This window comes from Kitasatospora sp. NPDC001547 (genome assembly GCF_042894165.1).
Classification (GTDB): domain Bacteria; phylum Actinomycetota; class Actinomycetes; order Streptomycetales; family Streptomycetaceae; genus Kitasatospora.
The window spans coordinates 122,723-148,469 of the sequence record NZ_JBIAVL010000002.1; the positions used below are offsets into that span (position 1 = coordinate 122,723).

Consider the following 25,747-nt stretch of genomic DNA (forward strand, 5'->3'; position numbering starts at 1 on the left):
CCCCGGGACGGCTTCCGGTGGTGTTCGGCCCGGGGGCATCCTCGTGGGGCGGGTGCCGGTGCCCAGGTGGGGGCCGGTGTTTTCTCGTGACCGGAGTCGCCGTTCGGGGAGTTCGGCATGCCGGTTCGCGGAAACCGAAGGAATTTCAGGAGCGGCCCCGGGTGGGCCGTTCGGCGGTTTGTCGGGGCCTTTCTCTGGATTCACTGCGGGGTGCATCGATGGTGGACAGTGCTGGTTGTCGTGGCGCGGGTACTCTTCCGCCGCACGCGGTCGCGGTGGTCGGGATCGGCTGCCGCTTTCCGCAGGCGGACGGGCCGGCGGCGTTCTGGCGGCTGCTGCACGGCGGCGGTGACGCGGTGTCCGAGCGGCGGGGTGGCCGGGGGCCGGTGCGCGGCGGGTTCCTGGACCGGGTGGACGGGTTCGACACCGAGTTCTTCGGCGTATCGCGCCGCGAGGCCGTGGCGATGGACCCGCAGCAGCGGCTGGCCCTGGAACTGGCCTGGGAGGCGCTGGAGGACGCCCGGACCCTGCCGGGCGATCTGGCGGGCAGCCGGACGGGCGTCTTCCTGGGGGTGATCGCGGACGACTACGCGACGCTGCTGCACGGGATGGGCCCCGAGGCGGTGACCGGGCACACGCTGACCGGGCTGCAGCGCGGGGTGACCGCCAACCGGATCTCCTACACGCTGGGCCTGAACGGCCCGAGCCTGGTGGTGGACACCGGCCAGTCGTCCTCGCTGGCCGCCGTGCACCTGGCGTGCGCGAGCCTGCGCAGCGGCGAGTCCGAGCTGGCCCTGGCCGGCGGGGTGAGCCTGATCCTCGCGCCGGAGAGCACCCTGGCACTGGAGCGGGCCGGAACGCTGTCGCCGGACGGGCGCTGCTTCACCTTCGACGCCCGCGCCAACGGCTACGTCCGGGGCGAGGGCGGCGGGGTGGTGGTTCTCAAGCTCCTGGAGGCCGCCGTCCGGGACGGCGACCGCATCCACGCCGTCATCCGCGGCAGCGCGCTGAACAACGACGGTGCGACCGAGACGCTGCCCACCCCGGGCCGCGCGTCGCAGGAACGGGTGGTCCTCGCGGCCTGCGCCGACGCGGGCGTCGAGCCGGGCGAGGTCCAGTACGTCGAGCTGCACGGCTCGGGGACGCGGGCCGGCGACCCGGTCGAGGCCGCCGCGCTCGGCGCCGCGCTGGGCTCGGCCCGTCCGGCCGAACTCCCGCTGCTGGTCGGGTCGGTGAAGACGAACATCGGTCATCTGGAGGGCGCGGCCGGGATCGCCGGGTTCATCAAGACCATCCTGTGCCTCGGCGAGCGCGAGCTCGTCCCCAGCCTGAACCACGTCGGGCCCGGCGAGCGGGTCCCGCTGGACGAGCTGCGGCTGCGGGTCAACACCGAGACCCGCCCCTGGCCCGCTCCGCCGGAGGCGGATGGACGACCGGCGGAGCCGAGCGAGCAACCGGCGGAGCCGAGCGAGCAAGCGGCGGAGGCGGGAGGGAAGCCGCTGGAGTCGGGCGGGCGACTGGTGGCGGGAGTGAGCTCGTTCGGGATCGGCGGGACCAACTGCCATGTGATCCTTTCAGATTGGCCGGATGTTGGGGCCGTCGACGAGCAGGAGGAGGCCGGGGCACTGCCCTGGGTCCTGTCCGGGCGTGACGAGGCCGCGCTGCGCGACCAGGCCGACCGGCTGCGCGCCCATGTGGCGGCGCGCCCGGAGCTCGGGGCGGCCTCGGTGGCCCGGTCGCTGGCCGTGACCCGCACCGCGTTCGAGCACCGCTGCGTCGTCGTCGCGGACGACCGGGACGGCTTCCTCGCCGAACTGGCGGCCCGGTCGGCCGGGCAGCCGTCGGCGGCCGTGGTGGAGGGCCGGCACGAGGGAGCGGCGGTCCGGCCGGTCTTCGTCTTCCCCGGCCAGGGCTCGCAGTGGACGGGCATGGCGGCGGAGCTGATCGAGACCTCCCCATTCTTCGCCGAGCGGATCGACGAGTGCGCGGAGGCCCTGCGCCCGTACGTGGACTGGTCGTTGGCCGACGTGCTGCGCGGCGCCCCCGGCGCGCCGGCGCTGGAGGGCGACGAGGTGATCCAGCCCGCGCTGTGGGCGGTGATGGTGTCGCTGGCCGCGCTGTGGCGCTCGGCCGGGGTGGAGCCCGCCGCCGTGGTGGGCCACTCGCAGGGCGAGATCGCCGCCGCCACCGCCGTGGGCGCCCTGTCGCTGCGGGACGGTGCGCGGATCGTGGCCCTGCGCAGCCGGGTGCTGAACCGGATCGCGGGCGACGGCGGCCTGCTGTCGGTGGAGCTGCCGGTCGAACGGGTGGAGAGGGATCTCGCGACGGTCGGCCTCACGGCGGGCGCCCCGGCGACGGCAGGCGGCTCCGGGCTGTCGATCGCGGCGGTCAACGGGCCCGCGTACACGGTGGTCGCCGGGCCGACGGCCGCGCTGGACGCGCTGGCCGCCCACTACGGGCAGCAGGTGCGCACCCGGCGGCTCGCGATCGACTACGCCTCGCACAGCGCGGCCGTCGAGGGGCTGCGGGAGGACCTGCTCGCCGCCTTCGCCGGGATCGCCCCCCGCTCCACCGGCGTGCCGTTCCACTCGACCGTCACCGCCGAACCGATCGACACCGCCGAGCTGGACCCCGGGTACTGGTTCCGCAACCTGCGCGAACCGGTGCGGTTCGGGCCGGCCGTCGAGCGCCTGCTGAACGCGGGCCACTCGACCTTCCTGGAGATCAGCCCGCACCCGGTGCTGGCGATGGGCGTCCGGCAGGCGATCGACCTGCGCGGCGGGGAGGGCGCCGCGCTGGGCACGCTCCGGCGCGGCCACGGCGGCCGCCGCCGGTTTCTCACGGCGGTGGCCGAGGCCTTCGCCCGCGGTGTCGGGGTGGACTGGTCGGCGCTGCTGCCCGACTCGGCACCGCTCGCCGACCTGCCGACCTACCCGTTCCAGCGCCGCTCCTGCTGGCCGACCGGGATGACCGGGGCCGGGCTCACCGAGTCCGAGCAGGCGGCCGAGCGGGCCACCGGGCCGGCGACCGGACAGCCGGTCGAGCAGTCGGCCCAGCAGCCGGTCCAGCGGACGGCCGGGCAGACGGCCGGGCAGACGGCGGGAGAGTCGGCCGAGCAGCCGATCGGACAGAGCACCGGACAGCCCGCCGGGAAGACCCCGCCCCCCGACGGACGGTCGGCCCTGGAACTGGTCCGGAGCCTGACCGCCGTCGTGCTGGGCGCCGGCTCGGCCGCCGACGTCCGGCCCGGGAGGACGTTCCGCGAGATGGGCCTGGACTCGGCCATGACGCTCGAACTGCGCGACCGGCTGGCGGCCGCGACGGGGCTGAACCTGGAGAGCACCGTCCTGTACGACCACCCGAGCCCGGCCGCGCTGGCCGCCGCGGTGGCCGGGCTCGCGGCCACCGCCGCCGCCCCGGCGGTGGCCGTGCCGGAACGCGCCGCCGCCGAGGCCGACGACCCCGTGGTCATCGTCGGCATGGCCTGCCGCTTCCCCGGCGGGGTGCGCTCGCCCGAGGACCTGTGGGACCTGGTCGACGCCGGCACCGACGCCATCGGCGACTTCCCCGACGACCGCGGCTGGGACCTGGCGGCGCTCCACCACCCGGACCCGGACCGGGTCGGCACCTCCTACGTCCGCCGGGGCGGCTTCGTCCGGGACGTGCCGGACTTCGACGCGGAGTTCTTCGGGATCAGCCCGCGCGAGGCCCTCGCGATGGACCCGCAGCAGCGGCTCCTGCTGGAGGTCGGCTGGGAGGCGCTGGAGCGCGCCGGGATCGACCCCATGACGCTGAAGGGCAGCCGGACCGGCGTGTTCGCCGGGGCGATGCACTCCGGCTACGGGCCGAGCATGGAGACGGCCGGGCACGGGGTCGCCGGGCACCTGCTGACCGGCACCAGCGTGAGCGTGGTCTCCGGTCGGATCGCCTACGTCCTCGGCCTGAACGGGCCCGCGCTGACCGTGGACACCGCGTGCTCGGCGTCGCTGGTCGCCCTGCACCAGGCGGTACGGGCGGTGCGGGCCGGCGAGTGCTCGCTCGCCCTGGCCGGCGGGGTCACCGTCATGGCGACCCCCGGCATGTTCGTGGAGCTGTCCCGTCAGCGGGTGCTGGCCGCCGACGGCCGCTGCAAGGCCTTCTCCGCCCGGGCCGACGGCACCGGCTGGGGCGAGGGCGCGGGCATGGTCGTGGTCGAGCGGCTCTCGGACGCCCGCCGGCACGGCCATCCGGTGCTGGCGGTCGTGGCCGGCAGCGCCGTCAACTCCGACGGCGCCTCCAACGGGCTGTCCGCGCCCAGCGGCGTCGCCCAGCAGCGCGTGATCGAGGACGCCCTCGCCGACGCCGGGCTCGTACCCCGCCAGGTCGACGCCGTGGAGGCGCACGGGACCGGCACCGCCCTCGGCGACCCGATCGAGGCCAACGCCCTGCTGGCCGCGTACGGGCGGGACCGGGAGCGGCCGCTGTGGCTCGGGTCCCTCAAGTCCAACATCGGGCACGCCCAGGCCGCGGCGGGCGTCGGCGGCGTGATCAAGATGGTCCAGGCGATCCGGAAGTCCACGCTGCCCGCCACCCTGCACGTCGACGAGCCGTCCCCGCACGTGGACTGGACGGCGGGCTCGGTGGCCCTGCTCGACCGGGCCCGGCCCTGGCCGGAGACCGGTGAGCCGCGGCGCGGCGGCGTCTCCTCGTTCGGGATCAGCGGCACCAACGCCCACGTGATCCTGTCCCAGCCGCCGGCCGAGCCCGGCGCGGAGGCCGTGGACGAGCCGGTGCGGCCGGCCGTGGTGCCGGTCGTCCTGTCGGCCCGGACCGCGGACGCCCTGCGCGAGCAGGCCCGGCGGCTGGTGTCCGGGCGGCTCGACCCGGTGGCCGCGGCGCCGGCCCTGACCGCCCGGGCCGCCCTGGACGAGCGCGCCGTGGTGGTCGCCGCCGACCGGTCGGAGGCCGAGCGGGCCCTGGCCGCGCTGGCCCGCGCCGAGGAGGCCCCCGGCCTGGTCACCGGCCGGGCCGGCGAGCCGGGCCGGACCGTGCTGGTCTTCCCCGGGCAGGGCGGCCAGTGGCGCGGGATGGCGGCGCGACTCGCCGCCGAGAGCCCGGTGTTCGCGGCCCGCCTGGCCGAGTGCGAGCGGGCGCTCGACCCGTACGTCGACTGGTCGCTGACCGACGTCCTGGCCGGCGCGCCGCTGCTCGACCGGATCGACGTCGTCCAGCCCGCGCTGTGGGCGGTGATGGTGTCGCTGGCCGAGCTGTGGCGGGAGGCCGGGGTGGTCCCGGACGCCGTGGTGGGCCACTCCCAGGGCGAGATCGCCGCCGCCGTCGTGGCCGGGGCGCTCTCCCTGGAGGACGGCGCCCGCGCCATCGCGCTGCGCAGCGCCCTGGCCGTCGACCTGATGGGCCGGGGGATGATGGCCGTCGTACCGCTGCCGGCGGCGCGGGTGCGCGAACGCCTGGGCACGCTGACCGGGGCGGTGAGCGGTGCGCTGAGCATCGCCGCGGTCAACGGGCCGGCCACCACCGCCGTGGCCGGCGCCCCGGACGCGATCACCGCCCTGGTCGAGGGGTACCGGGCCGAGGGCGTCAACGCCCGGGTGATTCCGGCGGCCTACGCCTCGCACTGCCCGGCGGTCGAGCCGATCCGGGAGAAGCTCCTGGCCGGGATGGCGCCGTTGACGCCGCGCACCGGCGGGATCGCGCTGATGTCCTCGGTCACCGCCGACTGGCAGGACGGCGCCGGGCTCGACGCCTCCTACTGGTACCGGAACCTGCGGCACACCGTGCGCTTCGAGGAGGCGGTCGAGGCACTGGTCGCCTCCGGGCACACCACTTTCGTCGAGGTCGGCCCGCACCCGGTGCTGAGCGGCAGCATCGGCCAGATCCTGGAGGAGGCCGGCGCCGACGGGATCGTGATCGGCTCGCTGCGCCGCGACGACGGGGGCCTGCGCCGCTTCCTCACCTCCGTCGCCGAGGCCCACGTCCGCGGCCTGCCCGTCGCCTGGGAGCGGCTGACCGGGACGGCCGCCGGCCCCGTCGACCTGCCCACCTACCCGTTCCAGGGCCGCCGCTACTGGCTCACCGGCGCGGCCGGACCGTCCGGTACGGCCGGCCTCGGCCAGGCCCCGGCCGACCACCCGCTGCTCGGCGCGGCCGTCGAACTCGGCGACGGCGAAACGGTGTTCACCGGACGGCTGTCGGCCCGCAGCCACCCCTGGCTGGCCGACCACGCCCTCGCCGGGACGGTCGTCGTGCCGGGCACCGCGTTCCTGGAACTGGCCCTGCACGCGGGCGCCAAGGCCGGGACGCCGCGGATCGAGGAACTGACCGTCGGCACACCGATGGAGCTGCCCGCGGACGGCTCCGTCGACCTGCGCGTACGGGTGTCGGGTGCGGACGGCGACGGGCTGCGGACCTGCCGGATCTCGGGCCGGGCGACCGGCGGGGAGTGGATCGAGCACGCCACCGGCACCCTGGGCACCGACCGAGCTCCGGCATCGGCTCTCGCGTCCGCGTCCGCGTCCGCCTCGGCTCCGGCTCCGGCTCCGGGCACGGTCCCGGCCCCCGCCGCGTGGCCGCCGGCCGGTGCGACGCCGGTGCCGCTGGCCCGGATGTACGAGGACCTCACCCTGCGCGGCCACCAGCACGGGCCGGCCTTCCAGGGCCTGCGGGCCGCCTGGCGGCGCGACGGCGGTGAGCAGTACGCCGAGGCCGTCCTGCCCGAGCCGGCGGCCGCCGACGCCGGGGCCTACCGGCTGCACCCCGCCCTGCTCGACGCGTCCCTGCACGGCCTGATCGCCGCCGCCGCGGACCACGAGGGGCGGGCCGTCCAGCCGCTGCGCTGGCGCGGAGTGTCCCTGACGAACGGTATGAACGGTCTGAGCGGTACGAACGGTCTGAGCGGTTCACACGGCACGGCCGGTACCACCGGTACGCCCGGCAGCCGTACGTCCCTGCGGGTGCACGCCGGGCCCGCCGTGGACGGCGGCCTCCCGCTGACCCTGCTCGACGCCGCCGGGGAGCCGGTGGGCCGGGTCGAGTCGCTGGAGCTGCGTCCGGTCGCGACGGGCCGCCCGGCCGACCCGGCGGCCGCCGCGCGCGACTCGCTGTTCGCCCTCGGCTGGGAACCGCTGCCCGAGCCGACGCCCGGACCACTGCCCGGATCGGCCTCCGGACCGGCGCCCGGACCGACGGACGGTCAGGTGCCGGTCGTCCCCTGGGACACCCTCGACCTCGACACCGTCGACCCGGCCGGACCCACCGCCGTGACCTGCCCCACCGGAGAGGCCGGGGCGGCCGGAGGACCCGAAGACGACGAGGCCCGCCCCGACCCGGCGGCGGCGGCCAGGACCGCCGTCCACCGCACCCGTGACCTGCTCGGCCGCTGGCTCGCCGAGGACCGGCTCGCCGGCGCCCGCCTGGTGCTGGTCACCCGGGGCGCGGTCGCCGTCCGGCCCGGCGAGACCGTCCGGGACCTCGCCCAGGCGGCGGTCTGGGGCCTGGTGCGGACCGCCCAGGTCGAGCACCCGGGCCGGTTCGCCCTGGTCGACCTGGCCCCCGGCACCACCTCCCCGGAGGCCCACCCGAAGGCCGACCCGAAGGCCGACCCGAAGACCGACCCGACGGGAAACCCGCAGCGCACCCCGCAGCGCACCCCGGCGGTCCCGGCCGCCGCACTGACCCCGGACGAGAACCAGCTGGCCGTCCGCGACGGCGCCGTCCTGGTGCCCCGGCTGGTCTCCGCCGCGGGCGACCCCGCCCTGCGGCCCCCGCAGGACGCGGCGGCCTGGCACCTGGACATCCCCGAGCGCGGCACCCTCAGCGGCCTGGAGCTGCGCCCCTGCCCCGAGGCCGCCGCCGGACCCGGCCCCGGCCGGGTCCGGATCGCGGTCCGCGCCGCCGGGCTCAACTTCCACGACGTCCTGGGCGTGCTCGACATGCACCCCGGCGACCCCGGCCCGCTCGGCCTGGAGGGCGCGGGCGTGGTCACCGCCACCGGCCCCGGGGTGACCGGCCTGGCCGTCGGCGACCGCGTGATGGGCCTGTTCCCCGCCGCGTTCGGCACGGTGGCCCAGGCCGACCACCGCACCCTGGTCAGGATCCCGGACGACTGGTCCTTCACCCGGGCCGCCGCCGTGCCGGTCGCCCACCTGACCGCCCTGCACGCCCTGGTCGAACTGGGCGGTGTGGGCGCGGGGGACCCGGTGCTGATCCACGCCGGTGCGGGCGGCGTCGGCCTGGCGGCCGTCCAGCTGGCCCGGCACCTGGGCGCGGAGGTCTTCGCGACCGCCAGCCCCGCCAAGTGGCCGGCGCTGCGCGCCCTCGGCCTGGACGACGACCACCTCGCGTCCTCCCGCGAGCCGGGCTTCGGCGCCCGTTTCGGCGCCCGCCTCGCCGCGGACGGCCGCCGCATGGCGCTCGTCCTGAACTCGCTGACCGGCGAGCTCGTCGACGAGTCGCTGCGGCTGCTGCGCCCCGGCGGACTCCTGGTCGAACTGGGCCGGACCGACCAGCGCGACCCCGCCGAGGTGGCTGCCGCGCACCCCGGCGTGCACTACCGGGCGTTCAACCTGCTGGAGCTGCCGCCCGAGCACCTCGCCCGCCTGCTGGGCCGGACGGTCGAGCTGTTCGCCCGGGGCGCGTTCGGCTGGCCCGCCGTCACCGACCTGGACGTCCGGCGGGCGCCCGAGGCCCTCGGGCTGCTGCGCCAGGGCAGTCACGTCGGCAAGGTGGTACTCACCGTCCCGCCGGTCCTCGACCCGGACGGAACCGTGCTGATCACCGGCGGGACCGGCGCCATCGGCCGGGCGCTGGCGCGGCACCTGGTCACCGGGCACGGCGCCCGACGGCTCCTGCTGGCCGGCCGCCGCGGCGGCGACGCGCCGGGAGCGGCCGAGCTGGCGGCCGAACTGACCGGGCTCGGCGCCGAGGTGGCGTTCGCGGCCGTGGACGTCGCGGACCGGGCCGCCGTCGCCGCGATGATCGCGGCCGTCCCCGGCGGGCACCCGCTGACCGCCGTGATCCACGCGGCCGGCGTGGTCGACGACGCGCCGGTCACCTCGCTCACCCCCGCGCAGATCGACCGGGTGATGCGGGTCAAGGCCGACGGCGCCTGGCACCTGCACGAGCTGACCGCCGGCCACCCGCTCACCGCCTTCGTCCTGGTCTCCTCGGTGATGGGGACGCTCGGCGGCGCCGGCCAGGGCGGCTACACCGCCGCCAACGCCTTCCTCGACGCGCTCGCCCGGCACCGCCGGGCGCAGGGCCTGCCCGCCCTCGCGCTGGCCTGGGGCCTGTGGGGCGACCAGGACGGCATGCTGGGCGCCCTCGGTGACGCCGACCGTGCCCGGTTCGCCCGGGCCGGACTGGTGGAGATCGCCCCCGAGCACGGCCTGGCCCTGCTGGACGCGGCGCTGCCGTCGCCGCACGCCGTCCTGGTGCCCGCCCGGCTCGACCGGGACGTCCTGCGCGACCTCGGGCCGGACCTCCCGCCGGTCCTGCGCGAGGTGGTGGCGGCCGCCGGGGCGGGGAAGGCCGGGAACGGCCCCGGCCGGCGGCGGAACCGGCCGTTGCGCGAGGAGCTGAGCGGCCGGACGGCCAGTGAACGCGCCGACGTGCTGGCCGATCTGATCCGGACCCACATGGCCGCCGTCCTGGGCTCCCGGCCCGAGGCGATCCCGGACGACCGGCCGTTCGGCGAGCTCGGCTTCGACTCGCTCACCTCGGTCGAGTTCCGCAACCGCCTGGGCGCGGCGACGGGGCTCAAGCTCCCGCTCACCCTGCTGTTCGAGGCGCCGACGCTGCCCGAGCTGGTCGCCGTCCTGGACGACGGGCTCGTGCCGCCCGTCGAGGCCGCCGGATCCGTCGAGGCCGCCGGACCCGTCGAGGACACCGCGCCCGTCCAGGGAGCGCCGTCCGTCCAGGGAAGCCCGTCCACCCCCGAGCAGCCGTCCGCCGGGGACCTCGACGAGGACGTGGCGGCGCTCGTCGAGGCCGCGACCGCCGAGGAACTCCTCGACTTCATCGACCGCGAACTCATCTGACCCCCGCCCCACCCCGCCGCGAGCCCACCGCACCCCCACGGAGGAAGGACCGATCCGTCATGGCATCAGCATCGGACGAGAAGCTGCTCGGATACCTCAAGCGCCTCACCCTCGACCTGCACGAGGCGCGCGGGCGCCTGCGCGAACTGGAGGAGGGGGAGCGGGAGCCGATCGCGATCGTCGGCATGGCGTGCCGGTACCCGGGCGGGGTCGACTCGCCCGAGGCGCTGTGGCGGCTGCTGGCCTCGGGCGGGGAGACGGTCGGCGAGTTCCCCCGCGACCGGGGCTGGGAGGAGGGGCTGTACGACCCCGACAACGGCGGGCGGAGCCTGACCGGCTCGGGCGGGTTCCTCTACGACGCGGCCGAGTTCGACGCCGGCTTCTTCGGCATCAGCCCGCGCGAGGCGCTGGCCATGGACCCCCAGCAGCGGCTGCTGCTGGAGACCGCCTGGCGGGCCTTCGAGGACGCCGGGATCGACCCGGAGTCGGTGCGCGACACCGAGACCGGCGTGTTCACCGGCCTGTCGAACCTCGACTACGGGTTGGGGCTCGGCGAGGTGCCGGAGGAGGCCGAGGGCTTCCTGACCACCGGGGCGGTGGGCGGCGCCGCGTCGGGCCGGATCTCCTACACCTTCGGCCTGCGCGGCCCGGCGATGACCGTGGAGACGGCCTGTTCGTCCTCGCTGGTCGCGCTGCACCTGGCCGTCCGGTCGCTGCGCGGCGGCGAGTGCGAGATGGCGCTGGCGGGCGGTGCGACGATCATGTCCACCCCGCAGCTGTTCACCGAGTTCACCCGGATGCAGGGCGTGTCACCGGACGGGCGGTGCCGCCCCTTCTCGGCCGGCGCCGCCGGCAGCGGGCTCTCCGAGGGCGTGGGCGTGCTGCTGCTGGAGCGGCTGTCGGACGCGCGGCGGCGCGGCCACCAGGTGCTGGCCGTGGTGCGCGGCAGCGCGGTGAACCAGGACGGTGCCAGCAACGGCTTCACCGCGCCGAGCGGGGCGGCGCAGCAGCGGGTCATCCGGCAGGCGCTGGCGGACGCGCGGCTGTCGCCCGGAGACGTCCAGGTGGTGGAGGCGAGCAGCACCGGTACCGAGCTCGGCGACCCGATCGAGGCGCGCGCCCTGCTGGCCGCCTACGGCCGGGACCGGGAGCGGCCGCTGAAGCTCGGCTCGCTGAAGCCCAACATCGGGCACTCCCAGGCGGCGGCGGGCGTCGCCGGAGTCATCAAGACGGTGCTGTCGATGCGTCACGGCACCCTCCCCGCCACCCGGTACGCGGACGATCCGACCCCGCACGTCGACTGGTCGGCGGGCGCGGTCGAACTGGTCGCCGAGCAGACGGAGTGGCCCGAGACGTCGGGGCCCCGGCGCGCCGGGGTGTCCTCGCAGGGCATCAGCGGCACCAACGCCCACGTGATCATCGAGGAGGCCCCGGCGGCCCCGGCGGCGGAGCCGTCCGAGGAGGCCGGGCCGGGCGGTCCGCGGCTGCTGACGCTGTCGGCCAGGACGCCCGCGGCGCTCGCCGAACTCACCGACCGCTACGTCGAGTTGCTCGCGGGTGAAGCGGGCGAAGCGGGCGAAGCGGGCGAAGCGGGCGGAGCCGGTGATCCGCTCGGTGCGATCTGCCGCGCCACCAGTCTCGGCCGGGCGCACTTCCCGCACCGGCTCACGGCCGTCGCCTCCTCCTGTTCCGAGCTGCGGGACCTCCTCCTGCGGACGCGCCGGGGCGAGGAGCCGCCGCCCGGCGTCCGCGTCGGCACCCGGACGCCGGAGAGCGGCCGGGGCCCGGTGTTCCTCCTGACCGGGGCCGACGGCCCCCTGGACGGGCCGGACGCCGAGGCGGTCGCCGTCCTGGCCGAGGCCGAGCCGGTCTTCCGCCGCGCCCTGGACCAGTGCGCCGAGGCGCCCGGCGGCCGGCTCTCGCCGTTCGCCGTCGGGTACGCGCTCGCCGAGCTGTGGCGCTCGTGGGGGGTGCGGCCCGCCGCCGTCCTCGGCCACGGCACCGGCGAGCTGGTGGCCGCGTGCGTCACGGGCACGATGAGCCCGGAGGACGCGCTGGTGGCGGCCCGGAGCGTGCCGGACGCCGCGGGGCCGGACGCCGCCGGTCCGGAGCGGTTCAGGGCGGGCCTCGCCGCGCTGCTGCGGGACGGCCACCGCACCTTCGTGGAGCTCGGGCCCGCCTCGCCACTGCTCGACGAGGTCCGGGCGGCCGGGCACACCGCCGTCATGCCGTCGCTGCGCCCGGGGGAGGACGCCCGGCGCACCCTGCTGGACGGCCTCGGCGCGCTCTACACCCGGGGCGTGCGGATCGACTGGGCACGGGTGCACGGCGAGCCCGGCGGGCCGCCGGTGCCGCTGCCCGGGTACCCGTTCCAGCGCGAGCGCTACTGGCTCTGGACCGGCGGCCCCCGCCGGGGCGGGGCTCCGGCTGCCCCGGACGGGTCGCTGGTCGCGCAGGTACGGCTGGTCGGCCCCGACGGCGCGCCGGTGGCGCTCGCCGACGGGGTGCGCCTGGAAGCGGTGCCGGACGCCCCCGCGCCCACCCGGGCGGCGGGGGAGCGGGAGCCCGCCTCTCCCGGGCCGGAGGACGTGGTCGAGCTGGTGGCCGGCATCGTCGGCCGGGCGCGCGGCGCGGCCGTCACCGGCGACGACCGGGACCTGCCGCTGCGCCGCCTGGCCGTCGACTCGCTGATCGCGACGGACATCCGGCAGACCCTCGCCCGGCGGCTCGGCGTGGACCTGCCGCTGCGCGAGCTGCTGGACGGCCGCAGCGTCACCGCGATCGCCCGGGCCGTCCAAGCCGTCCAAGCCGCCCAGACCGCCCAGACCGCCCAGACCGCCCACGACAACGACGGCGGCAGCGGCGGCGAAGGCGGCCGGCCCGGGGCGGCGCTGGTCGCCGACCCGGCGGCCCGCCACGAGCCGTTCCCGCTCACCGACCTCCAGCAGGCCTACCTGGTCGGCCGGACCGACGCCTTCGAACTCGGCAACGTCTCCACCTCCTTCCTGGTCGAGGTGGACCTGACGGACACCGACCTCGACCGGCTGACCGCCTCCTTCCGACAGCTCGTCGACCGGCACGACATGCTCCGCGCGGTCGTCTCCCGGGACGGGCACCAGCGGGTGCTCGCCGAGGTCCCCGACTACCGGATCGCCACCGTCGACCTGCGGGCCTGCGACCGGGCCGACCGGGAGCAACGCCTGGCCGGGATCCACCGGGAGATGCGGGACCAGGTCTTCGACACCGAGGTCTGGCCGCTGTTCGACGTCCGGGCCACCCTGCTGGACGCCCGCACCACCCGGCTGCACCTCAACTTCGACGCGCTGATCGTCGACGGCCGCAGCTCCGGGCTGCTGTTCCGGGAGTGGGCGCAGGCCTACCGCGACGGGACGCCCGCGACGCCCGCCCCGGGCGTCACCTACCGCGACTACGTGCTCGCCGCCGCCGAGGCGGACGCCGAGCGGCGCGAGACCTCGCTCGCGTACTGGCGGGCCCGGGTCGACTCGCTGCCGCCCGCCCCCGCCCTGCCGCTGCGCCCGGGCCCGGCGCCCCGGAAGCCGCTGTTCGTCCACCGCACGGCCCGGGTGGAGTCCGGGGCGTGGCGGCGCTTCAAGGAGCACGCCGCCGTGGCGGGCCTCTCGCCCTCGGCCGCGCTGTGCGCCGCGTACGCGCAGGTGCTCGGGGCCTGGAGCGCCTCGCCGCGCTTCACGCTCAACCTGCTGGCGTTCCACCGGCGGCCGCTGCACGAGGACGCCGGCCGGGTGGTCGGGAACCTCAGCTCCACCACCCTGCTGGAGGTCGACGCCGCTCCCGGCGAGGCCTTCGTCCACGGGGCCACGCGCCTGCAGGACCAGCTGCTGGCCGACCTCGAACACGGCCACGTCAGCGGCGTCGAGGTGCTGCGCGAGCTCAACCGCACCCGGGGCGGGACGGGCCTGGCGGGCATGCCGGTGGTCTTCACCAGCACGATCGGCTTCTCCGGCGGCGGCTTCGCCAGTGACGGCTTCGACGGCGCCGGCGACGGCGGCCTCTCCGGCGGCGGCCTCGCCGACGACGCCGAACGCGGGGCGCTCACCGCGCTGACCACCCTCGGCACCGCCGGCCAGCTGGCCTCCAGCTCGGTGCGCACCCCGCAGGTGTGGCTCGACCACCAAGCCCTGGAGGAGGCCGGGGAGCTGGTCCTGAACTGGGACGTGGTGGAGGAGGTGTTCCCCGACGGCGTCGTCGACGGGATGTGGGAGGCCTACCTGGACCTGGTGCGGGACCTCTGCGACGAGGGGGCGTGGCGCCGCCCGCCGTCGGTGCCCGTGCCGGCAGCCGACCTGGAGGTCCGCCGGGCCGTCAACGCCACCGACGGCCCGGTCCCCGCCGAGCTGCTGCACGACGGGTTCCTGCGGCAGGCCGCGGCCCGGCCGGACGCGCCCGCCGTGATCACCGCCGCCCGGACGCTCAGCTACCGCGAGGTGGACCGCCGCTCCGACCGGATCGCCCGCCGGCTGATCGGGTACGGTGCCGGGCCGGGCGCGCTGGTCGGCATCGTGATGGACAAGGGCTGGGAGCAGGTCGTCGCGGCGCTGGCCGTCCTCAAGACCGGCGCCGCCTACGTGCCGGTCGACGCCGCGATGCCCGGGCCCCGGCTGCGGATGATCGTGGAGAGCGCCGGGATCGGCCTGGTGCTGACCCGCTCGGCCGTGGCGGCCGGGCTCGACCTGCCGGACGGCATCCGCGCGCTGCACGTCGACACCGAGCCGGAGGACACCGGCGCGGAGGGTCCGCTGCCGCCCTCCCCGGCCCGGCCCGAGGACCTCGCGTACGTGATCTTCACCTCGGGCTCCACGGGGGTGCCGAAGGGCGTGATGATCGAGCACACCGGCGCGGTCAACACGATCCAGGACGTCAACGACCGCTTCGGCGTGACCGAGGACGACCGGGTGCTGGCGCTGTCCGCGCTCAACTTCGACCTCTCGGTCTACGACGTGTTCGGCCTGCTCGCGGCCGGCGGCGCGGTGGTCCTGCCCGACGCCTCGGCGCAGCGCGAGCCGGCCGCCTGGCTGGAGCTGGTGCACCGGCACCGGGTGACGGTCTGGAACAGCGTCCCCGCGCTGATGGAGATGTTCGTCGAGCACCTGCGGGCGCTCGGCGGCGGCCCGTCCTCGCTGCGGGTGGTGATGATGAGCGGCGACTGGATCCCGGTCACCCTCCCGGGCGCGATCGCCGGGATCCTGCCGCAGGCGCGGATCCACAGCCTGGGCGGCGCGACCGAGGCCTCCATCTGGTCGATCCTGCACCCCGTCACCCAGGTGGACCCGGACCGCACGAGCATCCCGTACGGCCGACCGATGCGGAACCAGCGCTTCCATGTGCTGGACGAGGCGCTGCGGCCGCGCCCGACCTGGGTCCCCGGCGACCTGTACATCGCCGGCACCGGCCTGGCCCGCGGCTACCTCGGTGACGAGGCGAAGACCCGGGCGGCCTTCCTGCGCCACCCGGCGACGGGGGAGCGGCTCTACCGCACCGGCGACCTCGGCCGCTACCTGCCGGACGGCGACATCGAGTTCCTGGGGCGCGCCGACTTCCAGGTGAAGATCCAGGGCCACCGGATCGAGCTCGGCGAGGTCGAGGCGGCGCTGCTGCGCCACCCGGGGGTCCGGGCGGCGGCCGTGGTGGCCGAGGGCGAGCGCGGGGGACCGCGGCGGCTCGTCGGGTACGCGGTGGCGGACGCCTCCGAGGAGGAGCTGCGCGCGGCGCTCGGCCGGGAGCTGCCCGGCTACATGGTGCCCGCCCGGATCGTCCCGCTGGCCGAGCTGCCGCTGACCGACAACGGCAAGGTGGACCGCCGCCGGCTGCCCTCGCCCGGGCAGGCGGCCCCGCGCTCCGGCGGGCCGGTCGCCCCGCGCGACGCCGCCGAGCGGCTGCTCGCCGGGATCTGGGCCGAGTTCTTCGGCGCCCGCGGCGGGACGGCCGACGGCGCCGCCGACCCCTTCGGCGGCCCGGCCGACCCCGACGGCGGCCGCCCGGACTCCCCTGACTCCGGCGTCACCGCGGACGACTCCGGAGTCCCCGCGAACGGCTTCGACGTCAGCGCGAACTTCTTCGACCTCGGCGGCGACTCGATGCTCGCGGTGCGGATGATGGCCCGGATCCGGCAGCGCACCGGCCGCTCGCTGCCGGTGGCCGCGCTGCTCGCCCGGCCGACCGTCGAGGCGCTGGCCGAGGAACTGCGCGACCGGGCGGGCGAGGACGGCCGGACCGGCGACGAGGGCCGGTCGGCCCTGGTCACCGTCCGGGGCACCGGGACCAGGCCGCCGCTGTTCCTGGTCCACCCGGTCGGCGGTGACGTGCTCTGCTACGCCGGGCTCGGCGCGCTGCTGGACGAGGACCAGCCGGTCCACGCCCTCCAGTACCCCGGGCAGGACCTCCGGCAGGACTCCGAGCAGGACCCCCGGCGCGACCCCGCCGCGGAACCCGCGCCGCTCACCGTGGCCGAGCTCGCCGCGCACTACGCCGACGCGATCACCGCCCGGTTCCCGGACGGCCCGTACCGGCTCGGCGGCTGGTCGATGGGCGGCGTGATCGCCCTGGAGACCGCCCGGCTGCTCACCGGGCGGGGCGCGGTGGTCGAGCTGGTCGCCGCCGTGGACCTGCTCGAACCGCCCGGCCGTACCGAGCCCGCCGCCGAGCCGGCGCTGCTGGCCCGGTTCGCCCGCGACCTGGCCGGGCTGGCCGGCCGCGACTGGAACCCCGGTCCGGCCGAGTTCGAGCCCACCGGCGGCCGCTCCCCGGTCGAGGAGCTGCTGACCCGCGCCCGGCGGGCCGGGGTGCTGCCGGAGGAGATCGACGCCGCCACCCTGGAGCGGCTCGCGGGCCGGTTCCTGCGCCTCAGCCGGGCGCTGGCCGAGCACGACCCCGTCCCGTACCGGGGCCGGGTCCGGCTGCTGCGGGCGATGGACGGGGCCACCACCGCCGCCACCCGGCAGTGGCTGGACCTGCTCGGCGAGCGGGCGGAGAGCGTCGACGTGCCCGGCGACCACTACAGCGTCATGCGCGCCCCCTACCTCCACACCCTGGCGGCCGAGCTCGACAAGGCGCTGAACGACCTGTGACCCGGACCAGCGCAACGACCCGAACCCATCGCCCGACGCCCTCGTCGAACCCGGAGGACCGGATGACCACCCTCGAACTGCCGCCCCGGGCCGGAACGCCCCGGACCGAGACGCCCCGGACCGAGACGCCCCGGACCGGGTCGGCCCGGACCGCCGCATCGGTCCTGGAACGCGTACGGAGCTACGCCGCCCGACTGCCCGCCACCGCGCCCGAGACCGAGCGGCTGGGCCGGATCCCCGCTGACGTCCTCGACGGCCTGAAGGCCACCGGGCTGCTGCGGGCCGCCCTGCCGCCGCGGCTGGGCGGGGTCGAGATGACCGTGCCGGAGACCACCCGGGCGATCGACCTGCTGGCCGCGGGGGACGCCTCGGTCGCCTGGTGCGCCTCCGTCGCGCTGAACGCCTCGCTGGCCGTGGTCTCGCTGCCCGAGGACGTCTTCGCCGAGCTGTTCCCGGACCCGGACCTGATCACCGCGACGGTGCTGCCGCCGGCCGGGCGGGCGGTCCGGCACGGCGGGGGCTACCTGCTGACCGGCCGCTGGACCCACGCCAGCGGGATCACCCACGCCGACCGGGTGATGGCCGGGTTCCAGACCCCGGAGGGCACCCCGCGGATCGCCGTCCTCGACGCCGCGCACGCCCGGGTGCTCGACACCTGGCACACCACCGGGCTGCGCGGCACCGGCTCGCACGACTTCGAGGTGGCCGACCTGTTCGTCCCGGAGCGGCACACCTTCGCCCTGGCGCCGTCCGGCACCCGGCCGCAGCCGCTCCACCTGCGCGCCGACAACCTCGCCCTGAAGATGGCGGGCGTGCCGCTGGGCATCGGCCGGGCCGCGCTGGACTGCGCCCGGGAGCTGCTGTCCGCCCGGCGCAGCGCGCTGCCCTTCGCGGGCGCCCCGGCCGACCTCGCGCACGCCGAGTCGCTGATCGGCGCGGCCGACGCCTACGTGTACGCCACGCTGGAGCGGGCCTGGGCCGCCCAGGCGGCGGGTCTGGCACCGGAGCGCGGCACCGCCGCGCTGGCCCGCCGGTTCGCGCACCGGGCCTGCCGGGAGGCGGTCCAACTCCTGTACGACGTGGTGGGATCGGCCGCGGTCTACACCGAGCGCACCCCGCTGGACCGCTGCCTGCGCGACGTCATCACCGCGGGCCGCCACGTCGCCTCGGCGGAGGGGATCCTCGACGGGGTCGGCGACCTGCGGCTCGGGGGCAACCCCGGCTCGCCGCACTTCTGACCGGAGCGGACCGGAGCGGACCGGAGCCCTGGGGAGCCGCCGGGGCTCCCCAGGGGCCCCGCCCTCAGGCCTCCTCGCGCCAGCCCTCGTAGCCGGCCGCGAGGGTGTCGAGGACGTGCAGCAGGGCAGGGGTCCAGCCGCTCTCCGGGGCCTCGGCCACGACCAGCCACTGGGCGTCCTCGGCGTCGTCCTCGCCCGCGAGCGCGTCGCGGACGACTTCGAGCTCGCCGAGGTCGGGCTGGGTGGCGGCGAGCTCCTCGGAGGCCTCCTCGGCGGTGTCGCGGTCGGGCAGGACGAGCAGCTGCCGGGCGTACGGGTCGGAGACGGCCGGCTGGTCGGCGGTCGGGAGGTCGGCGGTGTGGTTCTCGGTCACCCGGCCATTGTCCAGGTCGGGCGGCCCGCTCCGTCGGGCGGGAGTGTCCGCGGCCCGTGGGATGCTGGTACGCGATGGCCAGGAAGAGTGCACCCGACGACCTGCTCGCCCCGCTGACCCTCGCGGTCGGCCAGGAGGAGCTGCTGCTGGACCGCGCGGTCGCCCAGGTGGTGGCGGCGGCGAAGGCCGCGGACCCGGACACCGACGTACGGGACATCCCCCCCGGCGGCCTGCAGCCCGGCAGCCTGGCCGAGCTGACCACGCCCTCGCTGTTCGCCGAGCGCAAGGTGATCGTGGTCCGGGCCGCGCAGGACCTCTCCGCCGACTCGGTGAAGGAGGTCAAGGCGTACATCGAGGAGCCGGCCGAGGAAGTGGTCATGGTGCTGGTGCACGCCGGCGGCGCCAAGGGCAAGGGCCTGCTGGACGCCGGGCGCAAGGCCGGCGGGCGCGAGGTGGCCTGCGCCAAGCTGGCCAAGGCGAGCGAGCGGCTGGCCTTCGTCAAGGGCGAGTTCCGCACCCTGGGCCGCTCCGCGACCCCGGAGGCCTGCCAGGCGCTGCTGGACGCGCTCGGCAGCGACCTGCGCGAGCTGGCGGCCGCCTGCCACCAGCTGACCTCGGACGTCGAGGGCGCGATCGACGAGACGGTGGTGGCCCGCTACTACAGCGGCCGGGCCGAGGCGACCGGCTTCGAGGTGGCCGACCTGGCCGTCACCGGCCGGGCCGCGGAGGCGCTGGAGCGGCTGCGCTGGGCGCTGGCCGTCGGCCAGCCGCCGACCGGCATCACCTACGCGCTGGCCTCCGGCGTGCGCAGCATCGGCCGGCTGGCGAGCGCCGGGCGGAACATGCGCCCGGGCGACCTGGCCCGTGAGCTGGGCATGCCGCCGTGGAAGGTCGACCGGGTCCGCCAGCAGATGCGCGGCTGGACGGGCGACGGGGTGGCCGCCGCGCTGACCGCGATCGCCCAGGCCGACGCCGCCGTCAAGGGCGGCTCGGACGACCCGGCCTTCGCCCTGGAGCGCGCGGTGGTCGCCGTCGCCCGCGCCGCCCGGGCCGGCTCCCGGCCCTCGTACTGACGGCCGGCCGACCGGGCCGACCGACGGTGTGGCCCGGGCCTACTTCTTCATGGCCCGGACGGCGTCCCGCGCGTCGGACTCGAGGGCGCTGCGCAGCTCCTCCTGGGACGGCGGCTTGCTCTTGCCCTCGGTGTAGCTGGCCGAGAAGGTGATGTAGTACGTCATCCCGCCGTCGCGGACGTCCAGCTCGGCGTAGACGCTGTGGTACTGGTCCGAGCCGTCGTCCTGGTACAGGAAGTACGCCTCCTCGCCGAGCCCCGGGACGGTGCTGGCCTGGTAGCCGCGCGCCCGGTAGAGCTCCTTGTTGGCCTCCAGCTCGGGCGCCGGGTTGACCGCCTTGTGGAGGTCGGCGCGCAGGTAGAGGTTGGCGTACTCGCTGTCGCCGCCGCCGGTGCGCTTGAGCGACATCGAGCAGTTCATGCTGTCCAGCGCCGGGTGCCGGTCGGTGTGGTGGGTCGGCGCGGAGGTGTCCGAGACGGCGTACGTCTGGAGGATCCTGGTGGGCTTCGCGGTGGTGCAGAAGTCGTCGGAGAGGTGGTAGCCGCGCAGTCCGCGCGGCGAGGACTCGCTGCTGACCAGCCCGGGGACGGCCAGCACGGCGGCGGTCCAGCCGACCGAGACGATCACCGCGCCGACGAACGCCCAGACGGCGTTGCGCCGCAGGTTCCCGCGCGGAGCGGGCCGCGGCACCGTGGGCAGACCGGGCGCCGTGGGCAGCCCGGGCGAGGTGGGCAGTCCGGGCGGCGGGCCGAAGCCGGCCGCGCCTCCGGGTCCGGAGGCACTCCCGGGGCCGGGAACGCCCGGTACGGGCTGCGCACCCCCGCCCGGCTGCTGCGGGTAGCCGTACCCCGGCCCGTTCGGTGCCGGTGACGGCGGTGGCGGCGGTGGCGTCGACATCGAGGTTCCCCCCTGGGCCTGGCGTCGGGGCGCTCCCCGCGCCCCGATCGGACCTGACCGGCCCCGGGGCCGGTCCTCGGGCACCGACCCTAGCGGCCGGACCGCGGAACGCGACAGGCGCCGCAGCGGTCTCCGGGGAGGAGGCCGACTGCGACGCCTGCCGTACTGCTTCGTTGCACCGCACCCGCGTGGCGAACGCAGGCCGCGTGCGGTGCGAGTCTCGCGCGCCTCGGGGGTCCGGGTAGAGGGCCGGGTCGTCCCGAAGCGGTGGGGGCGGAAGCCCCCGGGGCGTCAGGCCTGGACGGCGGTGTTGACGCGCTTGGTGATGGCCGACTTCTTGTTGGCGGCCTGGTTGGCGTGGATGACGCCCTTGCTCACGGCCTTGTCCAGCGCCTTGGAGGCGGCGCGGGCCAGCTCGGTGGCCTTCTCGGTCTCGCCGGCGGCAGCGGCCTCACGGGCCTTGCGCAGAGCGGTCTTCAGCGAGGACTTGACGGCCTTGTTGCGCAGGCGCGCCTTCTCGTTGGTCTTGTTGCGCTTGATCTGGGACTTGATGTTCGCCACGAAGGAGCCTCAGTCTGTCTGAAAGGTTTGAACGGGGTCGCACCCGGCGGCCTTCGGACCAGCTGAGAGGGCATGCCGAGGCCAGGTGCAGCTGACCACGCTACCAGGGGCCCGCTCCGTGGCCCAAACCGGCCGTGGGCGACGGCCGCTCCCGGTGCCGACCGGCGGTCCACCCCGCGCTCGTGGGAGGATGGGAGGAACTATTTCGATCGGACGAGACCGTCCGGTCCCCGGGAAAACCGGTCAGCGATGACCCGGACACCCCCGGCCCCGGACCAACGGAGAATCGGACCAAGGTGCCCGCGACCCCCAGCAATGTGCCAGAGCCCAGCCGTACCGACCCGGCGCTGATCCGCAACTTCTGCATCATCGCCCACATCGACCACGGCAAGTCGACGCTCGCAGACCGAATGCTGCAGATCACCGGCGTCGTCGACCCCCGGCAGATGCGTGCCCAGTACCTCGACCGCATGGACATCGAGCGTGAGCGCGGCATCACCATCAAGTCGCAGGCGGTCCGCCTCCCGTGGGCGCCGAAGACCGGGCCGGACGCCGGGACGACGCACATCCTCAACATGATCGACACCCCCGGCCACGTGGACTTCACGTACGAGGTGTCCCGCTCCCTCGCCGCGTGCGAGGGCACCATCCTGGTGGTCGACGCGGCCCAGGGCATCGAGGCGCAGACCCTCGCCAACCTGTACCTGGCGCTGGAGAACGACCTCACGATCATCCCGGTCCTCAACAAGATCGACCTCCCGGCCGCCCAGCCGGAGAAGTACGCGGCCGAGATCGCCCACATCATCGGCTGCGACCCGTCCGACGTGCTCCAGGTCAGCGCCAAGACCGGCCTGGGCGTCGAGGACCTGCTGGACCACATCGTCAACACCATCCCGGCCCCGGTCGGCGTCAAGGACGCCCCGGCCCGCGCGATGATCTTCGACTCGGTGTACGACTCCTACCGCGGCGTGGTCACCTACGTCCGTGTGGTGGACGGGCAGCTCACCAAGCGCGAGCGGATCTCGATGATGTCCACCGGCGCCACCCACGAGCTGCTGGAGATCGGCGTCATCTCGCCCGAGCCGAAGGTCGCCGACGGCCTGGGCGTCGGCGAGGTGGGCTACATCATCACCGGTGTGAAGGACGTCCGGCAGTCCAAGGTCGGTGACACGATCACCTCGATGCACAAGGGCGCCACCGAGCCGCTCGGCGGCTACAAGGACCCGCGCCCGATGGTGTTCTCCGGCCTCTACCCGCTGGACGGCTCGGACTACCCGCTGCTGCGCGACGCCCTGGACAAGCTGCGGCTCAACGACGCCGCCCTGGTGTACGAGCCGGAGACCTCGGTCGCGCTCGGCTTCGGCTACCGCTGCGGCTTCCTCGGCCTGCTGCACCTGGAGATCATCCGGGAGCGTCTGGAGCGCGAGTTCAACCTCGACCTGATCTCCACCGCCCCGAACGTGGTCTACCGGGTGGTGATGGAGGACGGCACCGAGCACACCGTCACCAACCCGAGCGAGTTCCCGTCCGGCAAGATCTCCGACGTCTTCGAGCCGGTCGTGCGCGGCACCATCCTGGCGCCGAACGAGTTCGTCGGCGCGATCATGGAGCTCTGCCAGTCCCGCCGCGGCAGCCTGCAGGGCATGGACTACCTGTCCGAGGACCGGGTCGAGCTGCGCTACACCCTGCCGCTCGCGGAGATCGTCTTCGACTTCTTCGACCAGCTGAAGTCCAAGACCCGCGGCTACGCCTCGCTGGACTACGAGCCCATCGGCGAGCAGTCCGCCCAGCTGGTGAAGGTCGACATCCTGCTGCACGGCGACGCGGTCGACGCCTTCTCCGCGATCGTCCACAAGGACAAGGCCTACGGCTACGGCGTGATGATGGCGGGCAAGCTCCAGAAGCTCATCCCCCGCCAGCAGTTCGAGGTGCCGATCCAGGCCGCGATCGGCTCCCGGGTGATCGCCCGTGAGACGGTCCGCGCGATCCGCAAGGACGTCCTCGCCAAGTGCTACGGCGGTGACATCTCCCGCAAGCGGAAGCTGCTGGAGAAGCAGAAGGAAGGCAAGAAGCGGATGAAGATGGTCGGCAGCGTGGAGGTCCCGCAGGAGGCCTTCATCGCCGCGCTGTCCACCGACGCCGAGACGCCGAAGGACAAGAAGTAGCCACGGCACGGCGGTGACGCACGGCGGAAGGGCCCGGGCACCCGCCCGGGCCCTTCCGGCGTCCGCGGGGCGTCCCGGGGTCTACTTCAGGCTGCCGCGGACCGCGAAGACGATCGCCGCCTTGGCCAGGCGCCCCGCGGTGCCGGTGAACACGGTGGGCCGCATCGAGTCGTCCGGGCGGACCACCTGGAGCAGCCCGTCCCGCCGGCCGAGGCTCACGCACTGCACCGCGTACCGGAACGAGAAGGGCTTCCCGGTGCGCCCGGCCAGCAGCCGGCCGAGGTACCGGCCCTGCGGCAGGGCGGTGGCGCAGCCCATCCGCAGGGTGCCGACGCCGGGGACGGTGACCGCGGCGGCGTCGCCGATGACGTGGACGTCCGGGTGGGAGACCGACCGCAGGCGGTCGTCCACCAGGGCCCGGCCGCGCTCGTCCACGGCGAGCCCGGCCTCGGCGGCCAGCGGGTGCGGCTCCAGCGAGGCGGCCCAGACGACGAGGTCGGCGCCGACCGGCCCGGCGGTGGTGCGCAGCCCGTCCGCGGTGACCTCGGTGACGGTGGTGCCCTCGTGGACGGCCACGCCGAGCCGGGCGAGGACGCGCCGGACGTGGGCCCGGCCCTTGGCGGAGTAGACGCCGCCGACCGGGCCGGAGGCGACGATCCGGACCCGCCAGTCGGGGTGGGCCTCGGCGAGTTCGGTGGCCAGTTCGATGCCGGTGGCGCCGCCGCCGACCACGGCGATGGTGCCGGGCCGGTCGGCCCCGTCGATCCGGCGGCGCAGTTCGGCCGCGCGCTCCGCCGAGTAGGCGAGCTGTTCGGCGCCGGGGACGCCGTGCCAGGCGGTGCGGCTGCCGAGGGCGTGGACCAGGGTGTCGTAGGCGAGGGTGGTGCCGTCGTCGAGCCGGACCTCGCGGGCGTCCGGGTCGATGCCGACGGCCCGGGCCCGGCGGTGGGTGATCCGGCGGCCGCGGGTGAGTTCGCCGATGGTGGGCCAGTCGCGGCCGCGGCCGGCGGCGGTCTCGTGCTGGCGGATGCGGTGCAGGATCCGGTCCTCGGGGGCGACCAGGGTGACGGCGTGGCGCCGTCCGGCGCCGTTGGCCGCGGTCAGGCCGGCGTACCCGGCGCCCAGTACGACGATCCGCCGGCCGGTGGTGGTGCTGCTCATCTCGTCCGCCTCCTCGCGAGGGCGCTCCGGTGGAGCGCTGTTCGGGAAGGGGACGACGCGGCGGCCCGGGGTGTGACCGTGAGCCGGGTCACAGCTCCACGGCGGGGATGCGGGCGAGCTTCTCGGGGTTGACCACGACGTAGGCCTCGGCGATCCGGCCGTCGGCCACGGTGAAGGCGAGGACGCCGCCGACCCGGCCGGTGGTCCGTTCGTACCAGACCAGTCCGGGTTCGCCGTTGACCACGGCGCGGCCGATGGCCGCGTCGGGGGTGAACCACTTGGCGACCAGGCCGGCCACCAGTCGGGACACCCGGTCGGCGCCGCGGATCGGGCGGACGCCGGCGCGGACGATGCCGCCGCCGTCGGAGTGCCAGACCACGTCGGGGTCGAGGACCTCCATCAGGGCGAGGATGTCGCCGCGGGTGCTGGCGGCGGCGAAGGCCTCGACGGCCTGGCGGTGCTCGGCCGGGCCCGCCCCGCCGGTGCGCCGGGCGCCCTCCTGGGCCCGCCCGCCGTCGCGGACCCGGCGGCGGGCCCGGGAGGCGAGCTGGCGGGCGGCGTCGGGGCTGCGCTCCAGGGAGGCGCCGATCTCGTCGAAGCCGACCGCGAAGACGTCGTGCAGCACGAAGGCGGCCCGCTCGGCGGGGGTGAGCTGCTCCAGCACGGCGAGCAGGGCGAGCGAGACGGACTCGCCGCGTTCGGCCAGTTCGGCGGGGGAGTCGGGGACGTCGGCGTAGCTGACGACCGGTTCGGGCAGCCACTCGCCGTAGTAGGCCTCGCGGCGGGCGCGGGCGGAGCCCAGCTGGTCGTAGCAGAGCCGGGTGACGACGGTGGTGAGGAAGGCGCGCGGGTCGGCGACGGCGGTGCGGTCGGCGCCCTGCCAGCGCAGCCAGGCGTCCTGGAGGACGTCCTCGGCGTCGGTGAACGAGCCGAGCAGCCGGTAGGCGACCGAGCCCAGGTAGCGGCGGTTGGCCTCGAAGGCGTCCGAGGCGTCCGGGGCGTCCGGGGCCTCCGACGCCTCCGGGGCCTCCGGGGCGGACGGGGCGTCCGGGGCCGACAGGGCGGACGAGGTCTCCGGGGTGTCCGGGTGGTCGGGGGCCTGGTCGTCGATCACGGGCCCAAGGTAGCGCGCGGCGTGCGGA

The 25,747-nt window shown here is 76.1% G+C and carries 10 protein-coding genes; 5 read left to right on the forward strand and 5 right to left on the reverse strand.

The genetic code is table 11. The annotated features are described in order from the left end of the window. The first annotated feature begins 218 nt into the window (after positions 1-218). The 3 genes from ACFY0X_RS03315 to ACFY0X_RS03325 all read left to right on the forward strand — a co-directional run bounded on the left by ACFY0X_RS03315 (position 219) and on the right by ACFY0X_RS03325 (position 18,375). Entirely contained in the window at positions 219-10,034 is a 9,816-nt protein-coding gene (locus ACFY0X_RS03315) for a type I polyketide synthase (protein ID WP_387748266.1), read from the forward strand. A gap of 59 nt (positions 10,035-10,093) precedes the next feature. Beyond that, positions 10,094-17,137: an amino acid adenylation domain-containing protein gene (locus ACFY0X_RS03320; RefSeq protein ID WP_387748268.1), complete on the forward strand. Its 7,044-nt coding sequence runs from the start codon at positions 10,094-10,096 to the stop codon at positions 17,135-17,137. Positions 17,138-17,199: 62 nt separating this feature from the next. Then, positions 17,200-18,375, forward strand: a complete 1,176-nt coding sequence (locus tag ACFY0X_RS03325) for an acyl-CoA dehydrogenase family protein (protein ID WP_387748270.1) — start codon at positions 17,200-17,202, stop codon at positions 18,373-18,375. A 64-nt stretch (positions 18,376-18,439) separates the two neighbouring features. Here ACFY0X_RS03325 and ACFY0X_RS03330 read toward each other — a convergent pair whose 3' ends face one another. Beyond that, positions 18,440-18,676 carry a hypothetical protein gene (locus ACFY0X_RS03330; protein WP_387749251.1) on the reverse strand — a complete coding sequence of 79 codons (237 nt, stop codon included), beginning with the start codon at positions 18,674-18,676 and terminating at the stop codon, positions 18,440-18,442. 146 nt (positions 18,677-18,822) lie between these two features. On the opposite strand from ACFY0X_RS03330, the gene holA reads away from it, so the two are divergent. Beyond that, positions 18,823-19,821, forward strand: coding sequence for a DNA polymerase III subunit delta (holA, locus tag ACFY0X_RS03335; RefSeq protein WP_387748272.1), 999 nt, complete (start codon positions 18,823-18,825; stop codon positions 19,819-19,821). A gap of 39 nt (positions 19,822-19,860) precedes the next feature. On the opposite strand, the gene ACFY0X_RS03340 is transcribed toward holA, so the two are convergent. Both ACFY0X_RS03340 and rpsT read right to left on the reverse strand, forming a co-directional pair. Beyond that, a complete protein-coding gene (locus tag ACFY0X_RS03340; RefSeq protein WP_387748274.1) occupies positions 19,861-20,718 on the reverse strand; it encodes a hypothetical protein in 858 nt (285 codons plus the stop codon). 291 nt (positions 20,719-21,009) lie between these two features. Next, a complete protein-coding gene (rpsT, locus tag ACFY0X_RS03345; RefSeq protein ID WP_030309778.1) occupies positions 21,010-21,279 on the reverse strand; it encodes a 30S ribosomal protein S20 in 270 nt (89 codons plus the stop codon). Positions 21,280-21,575: 296 nt separating this feature from the next. On the opposite strand from rpsT, the gene lepA reads away from it, so the two are divergent. Continuing rightward, positions 21,576-23,444, forward strand: coding sequence for a translation elongation factor 4 (gene lepA / locus ACFY0X_RS03350; protein ID WP_387748276.1), 1,869 nt, complete (start codon positions 21,576-21,578; stop codon positions 23,442-23,444). Positions 23,445-23,525: 81 nt separating this feature from the next. Here lepA and ACFY0X_RS03355 read toward each other — a convergent pair whose 3' ends face one another. Together ACFY0X_RS03355 and sigJ are read right to left on the reverse strand one after the other, a co-directional pair. Continuing rightward, a complete protein-coding gene (locus ACFY0X_RS03355) occupies positions 23,526-24,605 on the reverse strand; it encodes an NAD(P)/FAD-dependent oxidoreductase (RefSeq protein ID WP_387748278.1) in 1,080 nt (359 codons plus the stop codon). A gap of 88 nt (positions 24,606-24,693) precedes the next feature. Then, positions 24,694-25,719, reverse strand: coding sequence for an RNA polymerase sigma factor SigJ (gene sigJ, locus ACFY0X_RS03360; protein ID WP_387748280.1), 1,026 nt, complete (start codon positions 25,717-25,719; stop codon positions 24,694-24,696). Positions 25,720-25,747: the final 28 nt, after the last annotated feature.